Annotated in this window: 25 protein-coding genes; 6 read left to right on the plus strand and 19 right to left on the minus strand. The window is 35.5% G+C overall.

Features of this window, described 5'->3' with window-relative positions:
- Positions 1 to 4 precede the first annotated feature (4 nt).
- Positions 5 to 814, plus strand: coding sequence for a DUF1080 domain-containing protein (locus tag ABVM53_RS06360; protein WP_405330548.1), 810 nt, complete (start codon positions 5 to 7; stop codon positions 812 to 814).
- Positions 815 to 877: 63 nt separating this feature from the next.
- On the opposite strand, the gene ABVM53_RS06365 is transcribed toward ABVM53_RS06360, so the two are convergent.
- On the minus strand, positions 878 to 1,294 hold the full coding sequence (locus tag ABVM53_RS06365) for a hypothetical protein (RefSeq protein ID WP_405330550.1): 417 nt from the start codon (positions 1,292 to 1,294) through the stop codon (positions 878 to 880).
- Between the two features lie 248 nt (positions 1,295 to 1,542).
- On the opposite strand from ABVM53_RS06365, the gene ABVM53_RS06370 reads away from it, so the two are divergent.
- The 3 genes from ABVM53_RS06370 to nadD are packed head-to-tail and all read left to right on the plus strand — an operon-like array spanning position 1,543 to position 3,566.
- The gene (locus ABVM53_RS06370; protein ID WP_405330552.1) at positions 1,543 to 2,403 is read left to right on the plus strand and encodes a YicC/YloC family endoribonuclease; all 861 of its coding nucleotides are present in this window, start codon (positions 1,543 to 1,545) and stop codon (positions 2,401 to 2,403) included.
- A complete protein-coding gene (gene gmk, locus ABVM53_RS06375) occupies positions 2,404 to 2,982 on the plus strand; it encodes a guanylate kinase (RefSeq protein WP_128758057.1) in 579 nt (192 codons plus the stop codon). It abuts the gene before it with no gap.
- 5 nt (positions 2,983 to 2,987) lie between these two features.
- Entirely contained in the window at positions 2,988 to 3,566 is a 579-nt protein-coding gene (nadD, locus tag ABVM53_RS06380) for a nicotinate (nicotinamide) nucleotide adenylyltransferase (protein WP_405330555.1), read from the plus strand.
- 52 nt (positions 3,567 to 3,618) lie between these two features.
- On the opposite strand, the gene lysM is transcribed toward nadD, so the two are convergent.
- Together lysM and ABVM53_RS06390 are read right to left on the minus strand one after the other, a co-directional pair.
- On the minus strand, positions 3,619 to 4,113 hold the full coding sequence (gene lysM / locus ABVM53_RS06385) for a peptidoglycan-binding protein LysM (RefSeq protein ID WP_371455591.1): 495 nt from the start codon (positions 4,111 to 4,113) through the stop codon (positions 3,619 to 3,621).
- 206 nt (positions 4,114 to 4,319) lie between these two features.
- On the minus strand, positions 4,320 to 5,234 hold the full coding sequence (locus ABVM53_RS06390; RefSeq protein ID WP_405330557.1) for a nicotinic acid mononucleotide adenyltransferase: 915 nt from the start codon (positions 5,232 to 5,234) through the stop codon (positions 4,320 to 4,322).
- Positions 5,235 to 5,426: 192 nt separating this feature from the next.
- On the opposite strand from ABVM53_RS06390, the gene ABVM53_RS06395 reads away from it, so the two are divergent.
- A complete protein-coding gene (locus tag ABVM53_RS06395; RefSeq protein WP_405330559.1) occupies positions 5,427 to 6,416 on the plus strand; it encodes an NAD(P)H-dependent glycerol-3-phosphate dehydrogenase in 990 nt (329 codons plus the stop codon).
- A 1-nt stretch (position 6,417) separates the two neighbouring features.
- On the opposite strand, the gene ABVM53_RS06400 is transcribed toward ABVM53_RS06395, so the two are convergent.
- The 5 genes from ABVM53_RS06400 to ABVM53_RS06420 are packed head-to-tail and all read right to left on the minus strand — an operon-like array spanning position 6,418 to position 9,130.
- Complete coding sequence (locus tag ABVM53_RS06400) at positions 6,418 to 6,813, minus strand: hypothetical protein (RefSeq protein WP_405330561.1); 396 nt, start codon at positions 6,811 to 6,813, stop codon at positions 6,418 to 6,420.
- Position 6,814: 1 nt separating this feature from the next.
- Positions 6,815 to 6,979: a hypothetical protein gene (locus ABVM53_RS06405; protein WP_371455587.1), complete on the minus strand. Its 165-nt coding sequence runs from the start codon at positions 6,977 to 6,979 to the stop codon at positions 6,815 to 6,817.
- A gap of 38 nt (positions 6,980 to 7,017) precedes the next feature.
- Positions 7,018 to 8,034 carry a phenylalanine--tRNA ligase subunit alpha gene (gene pheS / locus ABVM53_RS06410; protein WP_371455586.1) on the minus strand — a complete coding sequence of 339 codons (1,017 nt, stop codon included), beginning with the start codon at positions 8,032 to 8,034 and terminating at the stop codon, positions 7,018 to 7,020.
- A 28-nt stretch (positions 8,035 to 8,062) separates the two neighbouring features.
- Positions 8,063 to 8,758, minus strand: a complete 696-nt coding sequence (locus tag ABVM53_RS06415) for a hypothetical protein (protein WP_371455585.1) — start codon at positions 8,756 to 8,758, stop codon at positions 8,063 to 8,065.
- 15 nt (positions 8,759 to 8,773) lie between these two features.
- Positions 8,774 to 9,130: a hypothetical protein gene (locus ABVM53_RS06420; RefSeq protein ID WP_371455584.1), complete on the minus strand. Its 357-nt coding sequence runs from the start codon at positions 9,128 to 9,130 to the stop codon at positions 8,774 to 8,776.
- 48 nt (positions 9,131 to 9,178) lie between these two features.
- Between ABVM53_RS06420 and ABVM53_RS06425 the strand changes: the two genes are divergently transcribed.
- Complete coding sequence (locus ABVM53_RS06425) at positions 9,179 to 9,721, plus strand: CvpA family protein (protein WP_405330564.1); 543 nt, start codon at positions 9,179 to 9,181, stop codon at positions 9,719 to 9,721.
- Between the two features lie 69 nt (positions 9,722 to 9,790).
- On the opposite strand, the gene ABVM53_RS06430 is transcribed toward ABVM53_RS06425, so the two are convergent.
- The 11 genes from ABVM53_RS06430 to ABVM53_RS06480 form a co-directional block, all read right to left on the minus strand.
- Positions 9,791 to 11,389 (minus strand): SulP family inorganic anion transporter, encoded by a 1,599-nt coding sequence (locus tag ABVM53_RS06430; RefSeq protein ID WP_405330566.1) that lies wholly within the window; start codon positions 11,387 to 11,389, stop codon positions 9,791 to 9,793.
- A 12-nt stretch (positions 11,390 to 11,401) separates the two neighbouring features.
- Positions 11,402 to 12,025, minus strand: a complete 624-nt coding sequence (locus ABVM53_RS06435; RefSeq protein ID WP_371455580.1) for a carbonic anhydrase family protein — start codon at positions 12,023 to 12,025, stop codon at positions 11,402 to 11,404.
- Between the two features lie 89 nt (positions 12,026 to 12,114).
- Positions 12,115 to 12,405 (minus strand): hypothetical protein, encoded by a 291-nt coding sequence (locus tag ABVM53_RS06440; protein ID WP_371455579.1) that lies wholly within the window; start codon positions 12,403 to 12,405, stop codon positions 12,115 to 12,117.
- A gap of 76 nt (positions 12,406 to 12,481) precedes the next feature.
- The gene (locus ABVM53_RS06445) at positions 12,482 to 13,261 is read right to left on the minus strand and encodes a tetratricopeptide repeat protein (protein ID WP_405330568.1); all 780 of its coding nucleotides are present in this window, start codon (positions 13,259 to 13,261) and stop codon (positions 12,482 to 12,484) included.
- Between the two features lie 2 nt (positions 13,262 to 13,263).
- Positions 13,264 to 15,012 carry a BatD family protein gene (locus ABVM53_RS06450; RefSeq protein WP_405330570.1) on the minus strand — a complete coding sequence of 583 codons (1,749 nt, stop codon included), beginning with the start codon at positions 15,010 to 15,012 and terminating at the stop codon, positions 13,264 to 13,266.
- Positions 15,013 to 15,068: 56 nt separating this feature from the next.
- Positions 15,069 to 15,965 carry a tetratricopeptide repeat protein gene (locus ABVM53_RS06455; protein WP_405330572.1) on the minus strand — a complete coding sequence of 299 codons (897 nt, stop codon included), beginning with the start codon at positions 15,963 to 15,965 and terminating at the stop codon, positions 15,069 to 15,071.
- The gene (locus ABVM53_RS06460; RefSeq protein WP_405330574.1) at positions 15,943 to 16,992 is read right to left on the minus strand and encodes a vWA domain-containing protein; all 1,050 of its coding nucleotides are present in this window, start codon (positions 16,990 to 16,992) and stop codon (positions 15,943 to 15,945) included. Before ABVM53_RS06460 ends, ABVM53_RS06455 begins: the two co-directional genes overlap by 23 nt.
- Before the next feature lie 36 nt (positions 16,993 to 17,028).
- The gene (locus ABVM53_RS06465; RefSeq protein ID WP_405330576.1) at positions 17,029 to 18,033 is read right to left on the minus strand and encodes a vWA domain-containing protein; all 1,005 of its coding nucleotides are present in this window, start codon (positions 18,031 to 18,033) and stop codon (positions 17,029 to 17,031) included.
- Positions 18,023 to 19,636 carry a hypothetical protein gene (locus ABVM53_RS06470; RefSeq protein WP_405330577.1) on the minus strand — a complete coding sequence of 538 codons (1,614 nt, stop codon included), beginning with the start codon at positions 19,634 to 19,636 and terminating at the stop codon, positions 18,023 to 18,025. The genes ABVM53_RS06465 and ABVM53_RS06470 overlap by 11 nt, the downstream gene beginning before the upstream one ends.
- A 76-nt stretch (positions 19,637 to 19,712) precedes the next feature.
- Positions 19,713 to 20,579 (minus strand): DUF58 domain-containing protein, encoded by an 867-nt coding sequence (locus ABVM53_RS06475; RefSeq protein ID WP_128758075.1) that lies wholly within the window; start codon positions 20,577 to 20,579, stop codon positions 19,713 to 19,715.
- A gap of 133 nt (positions 20,580 to 20,712) precedes the next feature.
- Positions 20,713 to 21,717 (minus strand): AAA family ATPase, encoded by a 1,005-nt coding sequence (locus ABVM53_RS06480; protein WP_371455571.1) that lies wholly within the window; start codon positions 21,715 to 21,717, stop codon positions 20,713 to 20,715.
- Positions 21,718 to 22,022 lie beyond the last annotated feature (305 nt).

Genomic DNA, 22,022 nt, shown 5'->3' on the forward strand with positions numbered 1-22,022 from the left:
TATAATGATTAAAAAAGCATTTGTACTTCCGGCTCTAGTTGCAGGTTTATTAATTTCTTGTAATACTTCCGAAGAAAAAAAGAACGAGGAGTCAACCACACCCGTAACCGACACCACATCAGTCGTTGAAGAAGCTCCTATTACAGATCCTAAAGAAACTGAAGTTTGGGAACCAGAACCTGCAGTTGTAACTTTTAATGAAAACGGAGTTCCTTCTGACGCTATTATTTTATTTAATGGTGAAAATCTTAATGCCTGGAAAAGTGCCACAGATTCTATTGTTAATGCCCCTTGGCAAATAAATAAAGATGGCTCTATGACTGTTGTAGGCGGTACGGGAGATATTCAAACAAAGGAATCTTTTGGTGACATGCAGTTGCACGTTGAATGGCAAGCTCCGCAAGTTGTAGAAGGAGAAGGACAAGATCGAGGTAATAGTGGGATCTTTTTACAAGGATTATACGAAGTACAAGTACTTAACAGCTTTGAGAACCGTACATATTCTAATGGGCAAGCTACTGCAATTTATAAGCAATCTATCCCACTTGCAAATGCTACAAAACCTACTAAAGAATGGCAATCGTATGATATTATATACCACCAACCAGTATTTGATACAGACGGAAATAAAACTAAATCTGCTACAGTAACCCTATTGCACAATGGTGTATTAGTACATGATAATGTGGAGATAAAAGGAACAACCGAATACATTGGGAATCCTAAAAATGAAGCACACGGCGAAGGACCGATTAAATTACAGGATCACGGAAATCCGGTTAGCTTTAGAAATATCTGGCTGCGCAAGCTATAAGCCAATTCTTATAAACACAAAGAGCTCCTTCTAAGGAGCTCTTTGTGTTTATAGTTATTCATACTATCCCTCAAAACCCAGCATCAGATTAACGAGATCTACAAGCTGCTTGGGTGGATTACCGTGATCAAAAGTTCGCGTCTCTAATAGTGAATCACCTTTCTTAACTTTTAGAGTTGCCATTGCTGCACCATCATAGGTATGAGCTTCAGACGGCGCTGCTATTTTATTAAGTTTCTCTAGAGATATTTTACGTAAAATTTTGTTTAAATTGTTTTTCTGACTGGTATTTAGCGTAATCGCTTTTGTCACAAGGGTATCTTTTGACTTTTTAATTATACAGCTGTCATTTGTAACTCGTACCTCTTCGTAAAATCCGCGTGAAGTTGCTGTATAAATAACTTCGTCAACTTTAGTTTCCTGACTGCATCCATCAAATGCAACCAAAAAGATTAGAGCAGAAAAAATATAATTTATCATAGGTCGAAAGTAGAAAAAGCACATTTAATATCTATTTACATTAGAAATAAATTAACTAATGCTCAGCGTTGTAACCGTTCTTTTTCAGTAATCAAGGTCTAGTATTCCTGTTAGCAAAATATACTTCAATTTTTAACCGTTTAATTACGAACATTTGATTAAAAGCAGAGCTATTAGTGTGGATTCATAAAATTCCCTAAGAGTGTTAACCATTCAGTTTTGCTATCTTTGACCATTAAATTATTTGCATGATAAAATCTATGACCGGTTTTGGGAAATCTGTTAATCAACTTCCCTCAAAAAAAATAACCATTGAGATTAAATCTCTTAACAGTAAGAGTCTTGATCTTAATGCCCGCATCCCCTCATTCTACAGAGAGAAAGAATTAGAATTGAGAAATATAGTTGCTAAAAAACTAGAGCGTGGTAAGATCGATTTTAGCGTATATGTAGAACTAAATGGAGAGGAAACAAGCACTTCTATAAACACAGATGTCGTGCAACAGTACATGAAGCAATTGCGCGCAGTTACTCCAGATGCAGATGATATAGAGTTGTTAAAGATGGCTGTTAGACTTCCTGACGCACTTAAAACAGAACGCGACGAGATAGATGAAGAAGAATATCAAACAATTCTTACCGGCTTAGAAAGTGCTCTTAATGCTATAGAGAATTACAGACTTGACGAAGGTAAAGTACTAAAAGAAGATTTTGAATTACGAATTTCAAATATTTCTACCTACCTCGAGGAAGTAAAAATCATAGATCCTGAACGTATGCTAGGAGTAAGGGAACGTCTTACTAAAGCTGTGAGCGATCTTAAAGCTGATGTGGATGAAAACCGTTTTGAACAGGAACTTACCTATTATTTAGAAAAGTACGATATCACCGAAGAAAAAGTACGCTTAAATAATCACTTAGAATATTTTCAGAAATCTTTAAAGTCTGAAGATTCTAACGGAAAAAAACTGGCATTTATAAGCCAGGAAATGGGCCGTGAAATTAACACCATAGGCTCAAAATCTAATTACGCTCCTATGCAACAAGTTGTAGTGCGTATGAAAGACGAACTAGAAAAAATAAAAGAACAACTTTTAAACGTGCTTTAAATGACTGAAGGAGGCAAATTAATTGTTTTTTCTGCACCTAGCGGAAGTGGTAAAACCACCATTGTAAGATGGCTTTTAGCTAAAGAAGAATTAAATCTCGAGTTTAGTATCTCTGCTGCATCAAGAGAACCAAGACCTACTGAAAAAGATGGTGTTGATTATTATTTTTTATCACTAAAAGAATTTAAAAGACGCATCAAGGCTGATGAGTTTTTAGAATGGGAAGAAGTTTATCGTGATAATTTTTATGGAACGCTTAAAAGCGAAGTAGAACGTATCTGGAAGCTGGGAAAACATGTGATTTTTGATATTGATGTAGTGGGTGGTTTAGATATAAAGAAATTATATCCAGAACGCACACTTGCCGTATTTGTAAAACCTCCTAGCATCGAAGAGTTGAAAATTAGATTAAAAAAGCGCAAAACCGAAAGTGAAGATCGTATTAATATGCGCGTGGCAAAAGCAAGTATCGAGCTAGCTACCGCCCCACAATTTGATCATATTATCGAAAATAACGATCTTGATGTTGCTTTAATAGAAGCATATGAGCTGGTTACAAACTTTGTAAAGAAGAATTAGATTCTATGAAAATAGGGCTGTATTTCGGGACATTTAATCCTATTCACATAGGTCATCTTATAATCGCAAATCACTTCGCAGAATATAGCGATCTAGATAAAGTTTGGATGGTACTTACACCGCATAATCCATTCAAAAAAAAGAGCAGTCTTCTAGATAATAATCATAGATACCAACTCTTATTAGAAGCTCTTGAAGATTACCCTAAGATTGAGCCCAGCACAATTGAATTTAATTTGCCGCAACCTAATTACACAACAAATACGCTTGCACATCTTAAAGAGAAATATCCACAGTACGAGTTTAGCTTAATAATGGGTGAAGACAATTTAAAAACTCTTCACAAGTGGAAAAACTACGAAGTAATTTTAGAAAACCATCAGATTTATGTTTATCCACGTATTTCTGAAATTACCTCAACGAACTCCCTTAAAGATCATAAGAACATAAAAGTTATTGATGCTCCTGTAGTTGAGATTTCATCTACTTTTATTAGAAAAGCAATACAAGAAGGAAAGAACTGCAGACCACTTTTATCTTATCCCGTGTGGGAGTATATTGATAAAATGAATTTTTATAGATAAAAAAAGAGCCATTTACTTTCGTAAATGGCTCTTTTTTTTTGAGAATAATCCTTTAATCAAGATTAGGAATACGCAGCATTTGCCCAGGATAAATCTTGTCTGGATCTTTAAGCATAGGTTTATTTGCTTCAAAAATTACAGGATACTTCATTGCATTACCATAAAATTTCTTAGCGATTTTACTTAGAGTGTCACCAGATTCTACAGTATGAAACTGCGCCTCAGGCTCTTTATGTTCAACTTCTAGTCTATCATCAACTTGCGCGATACCTTCAACATTTCCTACGACAAGCACTACCTTTTCTTTTGTAGTTTGATCTTTTGCTTTACCACTTACAACAGCGGCTTCACCATTTATTGTTACTTCAAGATTCTCAACTTCAAGTCCTAAATCCCCTATAGTCTCTTTTAAAGAAGAAGCAGCTTTTTTATTTGCTTCAGCAGTTGCAGCAGCAGCTTCCGCTTTTTTCTCTGCAGCCTCTTCCGCTGTACTTTTACCAATGCCTAGTTTAGCACCAGCATTTTTAATGAATGAAAATAATCCCATAACTTCTATTTCTAAAATTAGTTAGTTTAAGAATGTAAATTACAAAAACGCTTCTTAAGAGTTTAATAAGAGCGTTTTAAATGTATGTGAATATTTGTAAGCATTATTTCAACTTGAGATTCTATAATCTTTTTCAACAAAAATCGCTCTAAGAACTTAATCCTAAAGCGATTTTCAACTAACCAACCAAAAAACCATCTAATATTTTAGAGACTTAACTGACTACCATTTTTTTCAATTAAAGTCTGTTCAATTCTGCTTTTACCTTCTGAAGCTGTCTTGTAGGTAATATATCCTTTACCTCTAAAACGATAATCACTTCCCGTAGAAGGTTGATATAACGCAATTGTAGAATCATCTATTATAGACAGCTCAAAAAATTCGTTTTGGAAATAATCGTAATCTAATGTCAATGTCTTTAAATATGCATTATTCACGACATCTCTCACCTCATATATTCCTGTATAATCCCAGTAAATCGTGTTTATGGAAGAACCTCTAATGTCTTGCGAACTTTCAAAATTTCCACTATTGGATACCGGTAGAAAACGTAAAAAGTTTTCAGCATCAAATTCATTTTGTAACCCTTGAGGGCTTGTATAGATTTTTTCCCAGACCGCATATTCTTGTAAGAAGAAATGTATATTATCGTAGAAAATGCGATCGTAATCAAACGTGTTACGCTGATATCCCTTTAAAAAGTAAGAAGTACGTGTAGTTCTATTATACAGTTCCAGTCTACCTCCCGACAAAAGAGTAACCTCAAAAGAATAGAATCCATCTATATCGTGACTTATATCTAAATCGTAATCAAAAAGATCATAGTAACCCACATTAATACCAAAACCATTCCCTTGATCTCCTATTCCTGCCAAATTATTATTTGCCCGTACATCACCATTAATAAATGAAAGTGTAAATGCTTTGTCCATAAATGGAATTCCCGCATTCCCCTTAGTCAAATTAATATCTACATACCAAAGTTCGTATGCACTAAGAGCTTCATCAAGACTTATAGAAGGTCCTGTAATCACTTCATCTTCAATAAATGTATCTGTATAACAAGATGTAAATACTGAAATTATAAGTGCAAATCCGCTGAGTAATTTTATAGTTCTCATAATAATACGATTTAATTAATGTTAGCATACAGTTTATCTAAAACTAGATGCTTCTGAATTCTAGCGGAGACGTCTTGCTTGTGAATTATAATTATGGATATTCAAAGGCTGTGCCAAAAATGATCGGGGTGGTTTTCAAGGTTTTAGGTAGTTTAGAAATTCAGTATTTTTGAGGTAGTAAAAAAAACGATTATGAGCTTGAAATTTGGAGTTTTAGGAGGTGGAAGCTGGGCAACTGCAATTGTAAAAATGTTATCAGAAAACCTAGAAGAAGTAGGCTGGTATATGCGCAGTAACTATGCGCTGGAGCATATTAAAAAAGAGCAGCATAATCCTAATTATTTAAGTGCTGTAGAATTTAACCCCTCTCAACTTAAACTTAGTAACGATATTAATGAGATAATTGAATACGCAGATTATTTAATTTTTGCTATTCCTTCTGCATTTGTAGGTAAAGAGCTAGAGCGGGTTACGGCTAGCTTTGACAATAAAATTGTTTTTTCGGCAATTAAAGGTATTGTACCAGAAACGGGGCAAATCGTAGGCTCACATTTTCATGATAAATACGATATCCCTTTTGAAAATATAGGTGTGATTACTGGACCTTGCCATGCAGAAGAAGTTGCTTTAGAGCGCTTGTCATATCTTACTATTGCTTGTGCAGATGAAGAGCACGCTAAGATAGTAGCAAAGCATTTAAGCAGCGACTATATAAAAACTACTATAAGTGACGATACTATAGGTACCGAGTATGCAGCTATGCTTAAAAATATTTATGCTATTGCCGCGGGAATTGCGCACGGTCTGGGTTATGGAGATAATTTTCAAAGTGTATTAATGAGTAATGCGATCCGAGAGATGAAAAAATTTATCAAAAAGGTTCACAAAATGAAACGAAACATTAATGATTCGGCCTATCTGGGCGATCTATTAGTAACAGGATATTCTGTATTTAGTCGCAATAGAATGTTTGGGAATATGATAGGCAAAGGGTATACTGTAAAAAGTGCACAAATGGAAATGAGTATGGTTGCTGAAGGATATTACGCAGCAGAAAGTGCTTATAAAATCAATGAGAAACTAGGTGCTAAAACGCCTATCATTAATGCCGTTTATGACATCCTATATAAAGGTAAAGACCCTAAGAAGACATTTATAAAGCTTACTGAAAAAGTAGATTAGATTACTTAGCCAAAACACCTTCTTGCAACATAGAAGGTAGCGGCTCTGTATTTGCATCAGTAATTACACCTGCATCAAATACATAATTCTTTTCAAAAAGTTTTCCGTTTAGAAAATAAGTGACTGCAAACTCATTTGTAAGCGCCAGTACACTATCCTCAATAAATTCGACCTTTGCGTACCCTTTAGCTGGCAATTCATCTAATTTATGACGCATTTGGCTGGTGACTTTATCCTCACTGTAGCCTTTAGAAACAATCATTATCATTTCTAGAGTATCTTCAGTATCATTTATTAGATATGCATTCCAGTCGTGTGTGCGATGCTCTACATTAAAATCTTTAACGGCAGCTACGTAAACTCCCGCAACCTGAGGTATTTCAATATCCTTACGCATACTAGTCGTTCACTTTCCACATTATCCATAAGGCTAGTAGCGCAATAGCCATTATCCCTAAGAAAATACTCCCTATCATAATTTTAATAGCTGCTATGACAAAAGTCAAATAAGCTACTGCGCCCAGCGCAATAAGAAGAACCGCAATTACAAGATACTTTTTCATAGCAACTATTTTATATTAAGAATAAGAGTACTAATTTTTTAAAGTGCGCTCTTAAATTGATTAAGAAAGCGTAAGTCATTTTCGCTAAGCAAGCGTATATCAGATATTTGATGCAGCAATAAGGCTATACGATCTATACCCATCCCGAATGCAAAACCACTATATTCTTTAGGATCAATCCCACAGTTTGTAAGAACGTTAGGATCTACCATACCACAGCCCATTATTTCTAACCAACCTGTACCTTTGGTCATTTTATAGTCGGTTTCTGTCTCCAGACCCCAATATACATCTACCTCTGCACTAGGCTCGGTAAATGGAAAGTAAGAAGGCCTAAGGCGTATTTTGCTTTTCCCAAACATTTCTGTAGTAAAATGCTGAAGGGTTTGCTTTAAATCTGCAAAAGAAACGTCTTTGTCAATATATAAACCTTCTACCTGATGAAAGAAGCAATGTGAACGTGCAGAAATCGCTTCGTTACGATAAACTCTTCCCGGTGAAATTGTACGTATAGGCGGCTTGTTTGCCTCCATATAGCGTACTTGTACCGAAGACGTGTGCGTGCGCAGCAGCACATCAGGGTTTGTCTGAATAAAAAAAGTATCCTGCATATCTCGTGCAGGGTGATATTCTGGTAAATTTAATGCTGTAAAATTATGCCAGTCATCCTCAATCTCTGGTCCTTCAGAAACATCAAAACCTATGCGGGAGAAAATATCTATAATTTGATTCTTTACAATAGATATAGGATGGCGCGAACCAAGATTTACAGGCTCACCCGGTCTGGTAAGGTCTCCATAACTACCTGTATCATCAGCTACCTCAAGACTTGCTTTTAACGCATCTACCTTATCTTGTACAACCGTTTTAAGGGTGTTTATAGTTTGCCCAAATTCTTTCTTCTGCTCATTAGGTATATTCTTAAATTCTGAAAAATACGTATTAAACAGCCCTTTCTTCCCTAGAAATTTAATTCTGAATGCTTCAGTTTCTTCAAGTGAAGTAGTTGTAAAAGCTTCGGCTTCTGCAATAAGTTCTTTTATTTTTTCTAACATAATTCCTTTAAATTAGGAAGGCACAAATTTAAGAAATATAGGCGGCTTGCGCTTTATTGTCTCTAAAAATATATAGTAGAATGAAGAATACTGCTGTACCCCCAAAAAGGTGCCATAACCAGTGGGTTCCCATCCAGAAAATTTCAAAATCAAGCCTAGTATCAAGTACTCTAAATGCTACTGCAACTCCAAATATGATGAATGCGATGATAGCCGGTCTCGCATTACGCCATTTGGTTTTTGCTAAATAACCAATAATAGGGATAAGAATAGTAAGCGCGCTAATTAGATAACCTAGATTATGCTCTAAATTTTCATTAACCGGTAAATACCGAAGTCCTACAAAGGCTATTCCTATAGCTGTTATAAATATCAAGCGCTTTCTCCAGGTATCTTTCCATTTAAAAACAAAGTATAATATTGCTGCAAAGCTTAAGCCTCTAATAGGCACCCAATCTATAAGCAACCAAGCTTCAGAATTACGCAACCCATGATACAAGGTGCCACCTATGTAGCCTATAAAAATGAATGGTATAGTAATCATCAAAAACCATTGATTTTTTGGCTCCTTATAAATACGGATTCCAAAGTAAACTACAATGAATAAAAAAATGAGATTACTATATGTATTAAAAGGCTCCACAGGAAATCTACCTGCGATAGTTTCTTTATAAATAGGCCCAGTATCATTGGGAAATAACTCTTGTACAAGCGCTAGAAGCATAGTATTGTTTCCCAATTAATTAATCAATTCTTTCTCTAGAAAGTACTGCACAATTGCTTCTTTCATAAGTAAAGATTGTTCTCCGGCTTTAAGCGTAGGTAATTGATCTATGACTTCATAATGCGGCCAGCCATCTGCATCTTGATAATCAAATTTATAATACCCAAAAGGCTCTAGAAGTCTGCATATCGCAATATGCATTAAATCTAGTTTGTCATCTTTCTTAAATCGCTTTCCTGGTTGTCCTAATTCTTGTACTCCTATTAAATATATAATTGCATCCAGATCTAAAGTATCTCCATCTGCAAATCGAGCCGAGAGTTTAGTTACAATTTGATCCCAGCGTTCTTTAAGTTGTTCGTCTCTTGCCATAGCCGCAAATATACTTAACAAGGTTCTTAAAAATAGTATCTTTAACGTATGAACTATCTTGATATTATTCTTGGAATATTCCTACTTCTAGGTCTTTATAAAGGCATTAAAAACGGACTTCTAATCGAGCTTGCTTCTATAGTAGCTTTGGTTATAGGCATTTATGGAGCAGTGAATTTCTCCTATTACGCTGTAGCTTATCTAGACGATAAAGTAACCTGGAGTGATCAAAGCATCAATCTGTTAGCATTTGCAGTAACTTTTATTGTTATTGTACTTATTATAAGCCTGGCAGGGCGTTTACTTACAAAATTAGCTTCCCTAATTATGTTGGGAATTGTAAACCGAATCTTGGGTGGTATGTTTGGACTTCTTAAAGTTGCATTTATACTTAGCGTAATAATCATGTTTACATCAGCACTAACTTTTACCGTAATAGATCCTCAAACACGAGAAAAATCTGTGCTCTTTAAAACTGTTGAGCCTATTGCTCCTCTTGTTTTACCTAATATTCTAAAACAGGTAAATAAGCTAAAGCTTGAAAATTCTGAAAATCAAGAATACGATCAAGACCAAAATCAAGCTTCATAAATGTTATAAAATAAAAAAGCGCCGGTAATTTGCCGGCGCTTTTAGTATATATAAAATTCTATTAATCAATTAGGCAGACACCTTAAACTTGTCTTTCTTTTCCTGATTAAAGAATTGTTCATAGCTACTCGGGTTTTCAATATTTCCGCGCTCTGAAATTATCTTAACATTGATGTTTTTATCTTTAGCTCTAAAGCTAAAATCATCTAGTATTTCAATAATATCCTGATCTAAATAGCGTGTTTTACGTACGTCTATTTCTAAGTATGAATTTTCATGTAGATTATTTAATTCCTTTAAGATCGCTCCTTTATTTATAAAAGTCACCTCTTCTGCTAATCTCATTTTTACAACATCAAGACCAGTTTCTTCTTCTCTTACAATATGAAGGAAGTGTGAATTTTGGTAGTTTTTAATAAGAATAACCACGATACCTACAGCTAATCCCAGGCTTATACCCACAAGTAAATCTGCAAATACAATTCCTAAAACTGTAATTATAAAAGGAATAAATTGTTTCCAACCTAAAACCCACATACGCTTAAAAGTAGATGGCTTAGCAAGTTTATAACCTACTAAAAATAATACTGCAGCAAGTACAGATAAAGGTATTAAGTTAAGTACATTAGGAACTAAAATCACTGAAATCAACAACAGAAAACCGTGAATAATTGCAGACATTTTTGTTTGTCCACCAGACTGAATATTTGCAGAACTACGTACAATTACTTGAGTAACCGGTAATCCACCTATCATACCCGATATTATATTACCTGCTCCTTGAGCAAATAATTCTCTATTTGTAGGAGTAGTACGTTTTTTAGGATCTAATTTATCTGTTGCTTCAACACATAATAATGTTTCTAAACTAGCTACCAGAGCTATTGTAAACGCTGTAATCCAAATTTGTGGTTGGGTTATCACACTAAAATTAGGGAAAGTAAATTGCCCTATGAATGATTCAAAATCATCAGGAACCGGAACCTTAACTAGGTGATCGCTAGAGATACCCCAAGTTTCAGAATCCTGTGTAAATACAAAGTATAAAATACCTAATACAACTGCTACAAGAGGACCTTGTACCAACTTGAAGATTTTACCTTTTTTACTAAGAACGGCATCCCACAGAATAAGAATAAACATTGCAACAAATGCAATTACAGTCGCTCCCGGACTTATACTATCAAATATTTGACCTATCTCAGTAAATGTATTTTTACCATCTACTTGAAAAAATGCCCAATCACCTTCGGGATCAGAATCGTATCCAAAAAAGTGAGGGATTTGTTTTAGAATTATTATAATACCGATACCGGTAAGCATTCCTTTTATTACTGAAGAAGGAAAATAATAACCTATTATTCCAGCTTTAAGGACTCCAAATAATAATTGAATTGCCCCTCCCAGAACTACTGCTACAAGTAGGTTTTCATATCCTCCTAAGGTAGAAATAGCGACTAAAACGATCGCAGACAATCCTGCTGCAGGACCACTTACACCCAAGCTAGAACCACTAAGTCCTCCTACTACTATACCTCCTACAATTCCTGCAATTAATCCAGAAAATAACGGAGCGCCACTCGCCAGCGCAATACCTAAACATAAAGGTAGCGCCACAAAGAACACCACGACACTTGCCGGAAAATCGTTTTTTAAATTTTTAAACATGTTGGTGACTTATTAGATTAATGTTACTTTACCGCTTGTTATAGAATAAACACCACCTACAATTTTAATTTCGCCGGCATCCTCCATCTCTTTTAAAACTTCACTCTTTTCGCGTATGCGATCTATAGTAAGTTTTACATTGTTTTCAACTACACCTGCAACAAACGCATCATTTTTTGAATTGCGCTCACCATCAGTTTTTGTAGCTTCTACAGCAGGTTTAATATTACTTAGCAAGTGTGTGATGTTTCCTAATTTTACATCATCACAAGCAGCTTTTACTGCACCACACGCCTCGTGACCTAAAACCATTACAAGTTTACTACCTGCAACCTTACAAGAATACTCCATACTTCCCAGCATATCTGCATTCTCAAAGTTACCAGCTACGCGTGATACGAATATATCACCCAATCCCTGGTCAAAAACCATCTCTACAGGTACTCTAGAATCTATACATCCTAATATTACTGCTTTAGGCCATTGTCCTCCAGTAGTATCCTTTATTTGAGCGCTAAAGTCTCGTTGATGCATTTCTTTATTTACAAATCGCTCATTACCTTGGATAAGATCTTTAAGTACTGAGTCTGGAGTCAAGCCATCTTGAATCTCTTTATTTATTGCTGAAGTTATCATTATTTAGAAGTTTTAAATTTTATGTAATAGCATATACCCTCTATACACGATGTATAAAGGTTATATATTTTCGAATGATTATAGGGAAGTTAGATAAACTTAGGGGGAGGATATAAAAGATCGATGTAAACTATATGAGCTTTATTATTATACTCATAATTAGACACCTCATTATCTTCAAATCGCAATAAACTAAATGCAAAAGAGCCAATACTAATCTTGACATCTTTTTCAAATTCATATGCGTTATTTGTGCTCTTTTCTTCTTCGGTCATGGAGATAACTAATGTTTTCTCATTATCCTGAATTAAAGACACGATTATAGGTGTGACTAAAAATGTCGCAAAAAGAACAAGAAAGAAGAAAGACTTAACTCGCAATACCTATAATTTAAATTCTTAAAAGTTTGTAAAAATAATAAACCCTTTCAATACTTGAGATAATTAAATATTAAATCTAAAGAATCTTTATTTCTACTTTAGGTAACCAGCCTTCTTTGCCATCTGCAAGTCGCACCAGCCGCCAATCATCTTGTTCTTCCAGAACACGTACTTTTGTTCCTTCATGGAGAACAAGTATCTGTTCGCTGCTATTGTTAGGCTCACTTTTGAGTTCTGTTTCTACCGAAAATATAATAGCATACTCTCTATTGGCCTCATTAGATTTTGCCTGAAAAGTGAGTGTTAGGCTTAATAATGCTAGAAAAATAGATACTAAAGCAACTGTGAAAAATATTCTTTTACTGCCTACTCCTTTATTGAAGAAATACAGAACAAAACTTAATGTAAATAAAAATACCAAAACGATTGTAGCGGTAGCCCATCCATCTATTGTAAAAATACCAAGAATCTGATTATACCATTTCTTAAAGGTATTTTGCGGCAATGGGGTGATTGCATCAATAGTCATATTCTGAGCAAACTGCAGATTATTTTTAATCTCTGCATCATTTGGCTTTAGGAGAAGTGCTTTTTCATAATTATAAACACTAGGTGCAATGCGATTAAGCTTATAATTTGCGTTTCCTAAATTATAGTACACTGCTGCAGATGAATATCCAGATTCTAAAACATTCTCATAATTCACTATTGCCGCTTCAAAATTATTCTTAGCATATTCTGAATTTCCGGCTTCAAAAAATTGCTCCGGACTCTGAGAAAAAGCATTTTGCACCAGCATGAACCCAAACAAACAACCTAATACTATTGTCTGATATTTATATTTTAAACGCTGCATTTTCATAACTGTTTATCAATTTCAGAAATTACACGACTTGCATTTTCATAATCTTGTTGCATAGCTACACTACTAGCCGGTGTATAGCGTGCAAACTCACAGCTTTCAAGTAACTTTAGAAATTCTGCAGTAGTGGTTACTGTTACTCCACGCTCTTGAAGCAATCTACTTATGCGCTCTTTACTCATATCACTCGTCTGTATGTTTAAACGAGCTTTTAAGAAATTATGTAATGACTTTTCTAAAGCTAAGTAAAACGCTTTTTGATTACCAAGGTTATTTTTAGCTTCGCTTAAATATTTACGAGCTAGCTTATCTGCTTTACGCAATCTATTTCCTTTCACATCATTTTGATAAGCTTCACGCTTGCGTCCAAACAGAATTGCTAAAGGAATAAGTAGTAAAGGTGTTACTAATAATCCCCAAAATAACTTACTGCCAAAAAACTCATCTTCGTTTTGAGCAACTAAATCTGCCTGAGACTTAATATACTTAAATTGACTAACCGGTTTTTGAGTTCCGTTATTAGTGCTGTCATTGGTTGCCAAAGCATCTGGACCATTCTCGACGGTAATAACAATCTCATCACTACTTATCGTATTATATCGTTCTGTTGTAGGATCAAAATAAGAAAAACGTATAGGCGGTATAGGGTATGCTCCTTTACGTTGTGGCACAATTGTATAACGCTCTTCATTTTTACCCGTCATACCCGCTAAAGAGACACTTACATCCTGTAAGTTTTCTGGTTCGTAAACTTCTAAAGAACCAGGCAATGTTGGCTTCGGAAGATTAAAGAGTTTTAAATTTCCGTTACCCTTTGCAGTAAGTGTCAAATCTAATGCATCTTGAGCATCTAGCTTAGTCTTGCTTGCCTGTACACTAAAGTCAAATTTGCCCACAGCTCCGGTAAAATTCTCCGGTTTTCCTGCTTCTGGTAATTCTTTAACCTTAATTTTTTTGTTAGGAGCAGTAACGGTAATCTGAGCTGGTCTTGTAATACGCATCCCGAAGATATCTCGCCTATTTGTAGGTGCTTCTACATTAATATTAAGCGATAGTGATTCTATATCAAGCTCTCCTGTTTTTTGAGGATATAATAAAGTACGTCTTAGTATTACATACCTATAAGGCTTGCCATTATACGATCCATCATATACTTTAAATTGCTTATCATCAATACTCTGACTCCAGAAATCAGCAAATTTAGGAGCTTCTATTTCATTCCAGCCACTTACAGCTGTTTCACGAGAAACATACAATTTATAAACTACAGTTATTGCTTCGTTTAAATACGGATTTGTTTTAGAAACTTCAGCAACGAGATGCACATTATCTGCAGCTGCATTAACGGGATCATTAGGGTCCCTATCAAGATCAACCGCTCCTGTTACTGTAATTTCTATAGGCAGCGTCTTATAAACCGTATTGTTAATTTCAATTTCGGCAGCACCTATTTGTAATTTTCCCGTGGCTTTAGGCTGTAAAAAATAGGAAAAAGTTTTTGAGAAACTCGATTTACCATTTATCCACTGTTTACTTATCGATTGATTAGGACCACCTACCACAACAAAACCTTGAAAACTGGGAGGTCTAAAGTTGTCTCCGTCTTCATTCATTTCAAAATCTACACGTAAGCGTTCATTAACACCTAGTGTCTCTTTACTTACAACGGCATCAAATTTTACTTGAGACCATGCAGTAAAGCTTGCAAAGAAAATTATCAGCAAAAATTTTAGCTTCATCTTCATTTTAACTTCTGCTTTATCTATTAAGACTCTATTATTCGTTTTTAAATACTGAAAGATTACCAGTCTTTATCCGTTTTAACTTTAGCCCCTTTTACTTTTTGTGCATTAATTTTATCTTGAACCTTATTCTCCTCATTTTTCATAGCTTCTAACAGACTTTTAACCTGCTGAGGAGATAGTTGACCTTGACCAGGTTGGGGTTGTGGCTGTTCTTTAGGTTTATCACCGTCTTTGCCATCTTTAGGCTTATCACCGTCTTTATCTTCGGGCTTCCCTTTTTCATCTTTATTTTCATCGCCCTTATCTTTCTTATCTCCCTGATCATCAGAATCTTTAGGCTTACCATCATCTCCTTCTTTTTCATCACCATCACCGTCCTTGTCTTTATTCTCGTCGCCTTTATCCTTATTATCATCTTTATCGTCGCCACCACCGCCGCCGCCGTTCTTTTCTTCCTCTTTTTTTGCAAGAGCCAGATTGTAACGTGTTTCATCATCTGTAGGATCGTTACGCAACGCGTTTTTATAGGCTTCAACCGCCTTTTTATAATCTTTTTGCTGATAAAAAGCATTTCCTAAATTGTGGAACGCCTGATGTTTTTCAGATTTTGTCTGAGCTACTTCTGTCGCCTGTATATATCGGGTCATCCCTTCTGCATACTTTTTATTTCGGTAGTAGTTATTACCCATATTATATTTAGCAGATACGTTTGCAGGATCTTTAGCTACTGCTTTTCTATACGATGATTCTGCCGCAGTAAACTCTTTAGAGACAAATTTCTCATTACCATCTGCAACAAAGTCCTGCGCTTCTAAAATAGCAGGATCTGGCTTATCGCTTTGCGCGAAAACAGATGTTATGCTAAGGAATATAACTATTCCTAAACTCACTATTCTACTTAAAAACCTATTACTCATCATCATCAATCTTTTAAGACTTAGGTGTATTCTCATTAAATAAATTAAGCTTTCGTACCCAACTTGTTTTTCGTTCCAGTAAGAAAACATCTAAAATAAGCAACAATAATGCCGCACCTAAAAACCACTGAAATTGATCTTTAAAGTCTGCAAACTGCTTAGCTTCAAATTGTTTTTTATCCATTTGATTCAAAGCAGTACTCATTTTGTCAACAACCTCTTGGGTACTATTACCATTTATATATTCTCCATTTGCTGAAGCCGCAATTTCTTGTAAAATAGCCGGATCTAACTTGGTAATAACGGTTTCTCCATTTTGATCCTTTTTATAAGACTGTACCACACCGTTACGCTTTAAAGGTATTCGCTCTCCGGCTTCTGTACCTACGCCTATCGTAAAAATACGTATACCTACTTCTTCGGCAGATTCTGCAATTGAAGCTACATCACCCTCGTGATCTTCACCATCAGAAATAATTACAAGAACCCGATTAGTTTGTTCTTCATCATTATAGTAGGTTTTTGCGAGCTCAATAGCATCTTTAATAGCTGTTCCCTGACTCGATAACATATCTGTATTCATCGAGTTTAAAAACATCTTTGCACTACTATAATCTGTAGTAATTGGCAGTTGTGGATAAGCACTTCCTGCATACGCAATAATACCCACGCGATCACTACCTAGGTTGTTTATGACCTGAGAAACGAGTTGCTTTGCTTTATCAATTCGGCTGGGAGCTATATCTTCAGCATCCATACTTTTTGATACATCTACCGCAAAAACTACATCTACTCCTTCTCTCTTGACCGTTTCTAGTTTAGTACCAATTTTTGGGTTCACAAGAGCGATAACTAGACACGCAAAGGCAAGACACAAAACCACCAACTTAAATACCGGCTTAAAAACAGAACGATTAGGTGTCAACTGACTAAATAAAGTTCTATTTGCTGCAAATCGTTTTTGTGCGCTTCGTTTCCATAAAGTGACCGCAAAATAAAGAACTACCAACGCAGGTATAATAAGCAATGCCCAAAACCATATTTTTTCTTCTAGTAAATACACAAGCTATCTATTACTGTTATTACTATTTATATTAATCTAAATAAAACTTCTAAAAATTGTATTTCTAAGCAATACTTCAATGAGTAGAAGTAAACCGGCTAAAAGAATAAGCGGACGAAACATCTCTTCGTAATTTGTATACTTAAATTCTTCAACATCTGTTTTTTCAAGTTTATTTATCTCGTCGTAAATCTCTTCTAAAGACTCATTATCTGTCGCTCTAAAGTAAAGTCCGCCCGTTTTTTCTGCGATTTCTTTTAGCAAGCCTTCATCAATTTCCACCGGAATATTGCCGTATTGAAAACTACCATCTGGTCGTAATGCAACCGGTGAAAGTGCAGTTCCATTAGTTCCTAAGCCTATGGTATAAACTTTTATACCAAATTCTTGAGCCAGTTCACTAGCGGTTACGGGCTCGATAAAACCTCCATTGTTTACACCGTCTGTCATAAGTATTATGACTTTACTTATCGCTTTACTATCTTTCAACCTATTAACCGACGTAGCAAGCCCCATCCCTATGGCCGTACCTCCTTCAATAATACTGTTATAGCGTATATCGTTTAACGAACTCAAAACAATGCTTTTATCACTTGTGATAGGTGTACGGGTATAACTTTCTCCTGCATATTCAATTAAGCCTATACGATCATTAGGGCGTTGTCTAATAAATTCTGCCGCAACATTTTTAAGCGCCTCTAGACGATTAGGCTTTAAATCTTTTGCCAGCATACTAGCAGAGACATCTATCGCAATCGCAATATCTATACCTCGAGTGGTTTTTGTACGTGTAGAAACATCTACTGTGCGTGGTCGTGCCAATGCGGTTATTATAAATGCAATTGCCAGCAGACGCAAAACAAAAAGAATAGGTCGCAGTCTGGCTAACAAGCCACTGCCTGTTTTAAAACCTTTGAGACTTGAGATTTTAACCTGAGCTGTTATCTTATTACGCTTATAAAAGTACCAAACCGCTAATACAGGAATTATTAACAGTACCCAGAAAAACTCAGGATTTTGAAATTCAAAATTACTTAACATCGGTAGGTACGGTTTTTTGTAATTCTACAGAATTTATAATGCGTGACGCCATTTCTACTGCATATTTATCTTCATCTCGCCAAGCTACCAATATCTGTTGCAATACTCCCGGAGCAGTAAACAATATCATCTCATATGCTCCCGGACTGTATTTGTCTGAATTTAAAGCATCCGGAAAATCACCAGATCCATAAACGCGAAGTCCCTTTGTACCTTCAGGGGTTGTATATTCTTCACTTTTTACAAGAAGATTTTTAGCACCGCTCGCTTCTAAAGTACTTATAAAACCTTGCGTTGCCTTTTCTAAGTCGGCTTCTTGATCTCCTCCATATTTGGTATTATTTACCACAATATAAAATTGGTCAATTAAGCTTCCGTAGGTAAAAGTGCTCATATCCATCTGCGTGCGCAAGGAGTCTGGAATAGGAATCTCATTACGTTCTAATATACGCGGAGTGCTTATAATTACAGGAGGGTAACCGTATTCACTACGTACCCATTCTCCTTCTAACAGATCTTTAGAAGGATGCCCTATAAAATTATCCTTAACAAAATCAAACCCCTTTACAGCGACAAGAACTCCGGTAGCCAAAATAACTATTGTAAAAATACCTACAATGCTTGTTATGATGAGTCTGCGTTTTCTACGTTTTGCCAGGGCTTCTCTATAGGCTGCGTCACGCATAAGTTCCTCTTCTGATGGTGCCGGGATAGCCTCTTTAGTCTCTTTTACAATCTCTTCAGCGACAATACGGTCTGCTTCAGTCTGTCCTGTTCCTGGTGACATTCGAGCAAATTTGCTAAGATCTGCACGCTTTAAAATTTGATCTAATTTAAGGATGGTTTCCTTGCTTAAATCTATTTTACCTTGTTGCTTTTCTTGTAATAATTTCTCGATTAATTCTGCCGAAGTACTTTCCATAGAACGGTCATACACTTCTTCATCAAGATATCGTCTTATTATTTCAGTAAGTTTTGAATAATAAGCTTTTGTAACTATATGTTGATCTATACCTCGTGATGGCTCTTTATATTCCTCATCTAGTTTTTTTAACGAGAACAATGCTTGCTCAAATGGCGGAAGTTTACGCTCAGCTTCTGCTTTTTTGCGATTTCTACGTATAATAAAGTAAAGGAATGCGCCAATTATTAAAGCTACTAGGAGAAAATACAGTAAATAGTTCCATACTTTGCTGCTGGCAGGCTCAACAACAACAATATCCTTAATGTCGTAAAGACTTTGTTCTGTGGTATCTACTTCCACATTATTAACCTCAACAGCAATAGAGTCTGTATAAAATGGCTGCTGATTAATTGTTACAAGCTGTCTGGGGATTGTGTAGGATCCGCTATCAAATTGGGTAAGGCCATATCGCTTGATAAGATTCATTTTTGCTCCAGAAAATGAAGTATCTATCTTATAAGATTCAATAACTTCTAACGGAGAAAAAGTTTGTCCTTCGGGAAATATGACTAAATCTTTAGCATCAGCTTCAACTTGAAATGCATAGGTAATCTGTTCACCTATACGTATTGTAGAACTATCTATAGATGCTTTTACCTGTTGCGCTTGTAATGCTCCAAAAAACAGAATAAACGGCAAAAGAAAAATTAATTTCCTTACCATAATTCTCCTTGGAGTAACTAGGGATGTATTGGGGTTATTACTCATTATTCTCTTATCCTCTTCGTTTAAAATAACCTAATAATTTTTTGACATAACTCTCGTCTGTACGCACGTCAATTACACCGGCACCACTTCGTGTAAAGCTCTCTTTATAATAAGCAACTCGTTCTTTATAATAGGCAGAATAATTTGCACGTACCGTTTTAGAGGTCGTATTCACTAAAAGTAACTCACCGGTTTCTTCATCTTCCATTTGAACAACTCCCAGACTAGGAATTTCTTCTTCCCGTTCATCATAAATGCGTATTCCCGTGATATCGTGACGCTTTGCTGCAATTTTCATCGTATCTCTGTACCCATCTGCTATAAAATCTGAAAGCACAAATACGATAGCTTTTTTCTTCATAACACTTGAAAGGAATTTTAATGCTTGAGCAACATCTGTCTGTTTACTCTTAGGCTTAAACTCTAGCAATTCACGAATTATACGTAACACATGGGACTTCCCTTTTTTAGGCGGAATATAAAGTTCAATACCATCTGAAAACAATATCAATCCTATTTTGTCATTATTTTGCATCGCAGAAAAAGCTAGCGTCGCAGCTATTTCAGTAACTATTTCAGATTTAAATTGTTGATCTGTACCAAAAAATTCTGAACCACTCACATCTGCAACGAGCATCATTGTCAACTCGCGCTCTTCTTCAAAAACTTTTACATAAGGCTCACTATAGCGCGCAGTAACATTCCAATCAATATTACGCACATCATCACCAAATTGATACTGGCGCACCTCGCTAAAAGTCATTCCCCGACCTTTAAAAGTGGAATGATATTCACCACCAAAAATGTGATCAGATAACCTTCTGGTCTTGATCTCAATTTTACGTACTTTCTTTAAAAGCTCTTTAGTATCCATAAGCCTCTATCCTGCAAAGGAACTATTATACGTTGGTAATTTATAAATCTTACTCAAAGTCGATTGATTTAAAATTTTTTATGCTTTACAAAAGCAAATCACAGTGTCATTAATTCATAGATCATAAATGCGCCTATGGCACTTCGATCTCATTAACGATTTTATTAATGATTTCTTCTGTAGTTACATTTTCTGCCTCAGCCTCATATGTAATACCTATACGATGACGCAATACATCATGTATAACTGCGCGTACATCTTCTGGTATCACATACCCACGCCCTTTTATAAATGCATAACATTTTGCAGCAGTAGCTAGATTAATACTACCACGAGGAGAAGACCCAAAGCTTATTAGAGGCTTTAATTCCGCTAGATTATAATTTTCAGGATATCGTGTAGCAAATACAATATCAAGTATATACTTTTCAATTTTCTCATCCATATAAACCTCGCGCACGGCTTCTTGAGCGCGTAATATTTGCTCAATAGTCACTACGGGATTTACTTTCTCGTAAGATCCTTTTAGATTTTGACGTATGATCAACTGCTCATCTTCGATCTTAGGATAATCAATAACAGTTTTAAGCATAAAACGGTCTACCTGAGCTTCAGGAAGTGGATAGGTACCTTCTTGCTCAACCGGGTTTTGTGTTGCCATAACCAGAAATGGGGCATCGAGTTTAAAAGTCTCATCACCTATGGTTACTTGCTTTTCTTGCATCGCTTCAAGCAGGGCACTTTGTACTTTTGCAGGAGCACGGTTTATCTCATCTGCAAGTACGAAATTTGCGAAGATTGGACCTTTTTTTATACTGAAATCATTCAGTTTCATATTGTAGATTAAAGTACCTACAACATCTGCCGGAAGTAAATCTGGAGTAAACTGAATACGGCTAAAGCTTCCGTGTACTGCTTGCGACAACGTATTAATTGCCAATGTTTTTGCTAGACCAGGAACCCCTTCTAGCAAAATATGACCGCGACCTAAAAGACCTATAAGCAAACGCTCTATCATGTGCTTTTGTCCTACGATCACTTTATTCATTTCTATCGTAAGAATTTTGACAAATGCACTTTCTCTTTCTATCTTTTCATTAAGCGCTCCTATATCTACAGATGCAGTGGTGTTTTCCATAATTTGTATGCTATTTTTATATGACTCTAAGGCCTACAAGGTTAATTTTTATTGCTAATGATTTTGTTAAGCTATCGTTAAAACCCTTTATTTTAAAGGCTTATACATCTTTGATAAGGGTATTAATAGAGACGGCTTTTTACATAGTATGTTGCAAAAAAAATGCAATCCTTTTTTGATTGCACCTCAAATATAAATGATCTTTAGATTGTAATCAAAATGGTTTTCTAAAGCTACGCATAAATGAATCTAAGATTAATAGATTTTTAGTAGCATTTAAACGTATGAATCACCAATTTTATAAC

The organism is Leeuwenhoekiella sp. LLG6367-2.1, assembly GCF_045055775.1.
GTDB classification, from domain to species: domain Bacteria; phylum Bacteroidota; class Bacteroidia; order Flavobacteriales; family Flavobacteriaceae; genus Leeuwenhoekiella; species Leeuwenhoekiella aequorea.